2 protein-coding genes are annotated in these 588 nt (G+C 59.7%); both read left to right on the top strand.

Features of this window, described 5'->3' with window-relative positions; translation table 11 throughout:
• A partial coding sequence (locus F8N66_RS31310) for an FAD-dependent oxidoreductase (protein ID WP_191623077.1) occupies positions 1 to 146 on the top strand: 146 nt, incomplete at its 5' end.
• A gap of 237 nt (positions 147 to 383) precedes the next feature.
• On the top strand, positions 384 to 588 hold a 205-nt coding region (locus tag F8N66_RS31305; protein WP_150773742.1), incomplete at its 3' end, for a DUF523 domain-containing protein.

The raw sequence follows: 588 nt of genomic DNA, 5'->3' as shown, positions 1-588 counted from the left end.
CCGCAACCAGCCATGAATGGGGCGTGCTGGCCGATGCCGACCTGGGCCTTTATGCCTGCGGCGACTGGTGCCTATCCGGGCGGGTCGAAGGTGCCTGGCTCAGCGGTCAGGAAGCTGCCCGCCGCTTACATGCACATCTGCAGTGAACGCTTTGATTTTCTGTAGGAGCGGGCTTGTCGGATCGCCGCACCGCAGCGAAGGCAGCCACAAGCCTTGCACCGCCCATGAAGACGCCTTCGCCGGCAAGCCGGCTCCTACAGGAAATGTGCTCGGGCAAACGAAAACCTATACAAATAATTTGACTTGCACACCTTTGAATCTATGATGAAGCACATGTTGTACAGAGCAAAAAATCTGTACAGGTCTGGATTCGAGGTGCCCCGATGCCCTGCCCCACCGTGAAACCTAAAATCGCCATCAGCGCCTGCCTCATGGGTGCCGAGGTGCGCTTCAACGGCGGGCACAAGCAATCGCGGCTGTGCAGCCACACCCTCACTGACTACTTCGATTTCGTCCCGGTGTGTCCGGAAGTTGCCATCGGCCTCGGCATTCCGCGCCAACCCATCCGCCTGGTGGGTGGCCCCGAAC

It is taken from the genome of Pseudomonas fluorescens (assembly GCF_902498195.1).
Classification (GTDB): Bacteria; Pseudomonadota; Gammaproteobacteria; order Pseudomonadales; family Pseudomonadaceae; genus Aquipseudomonas; species Aquipseudomonas fluorescens_BU.
The sequence above is the reverse complement of the archived record's forward strand: the minus strand, read 5'-3'. Positions and strand labels throughout refer to the sequence as shown.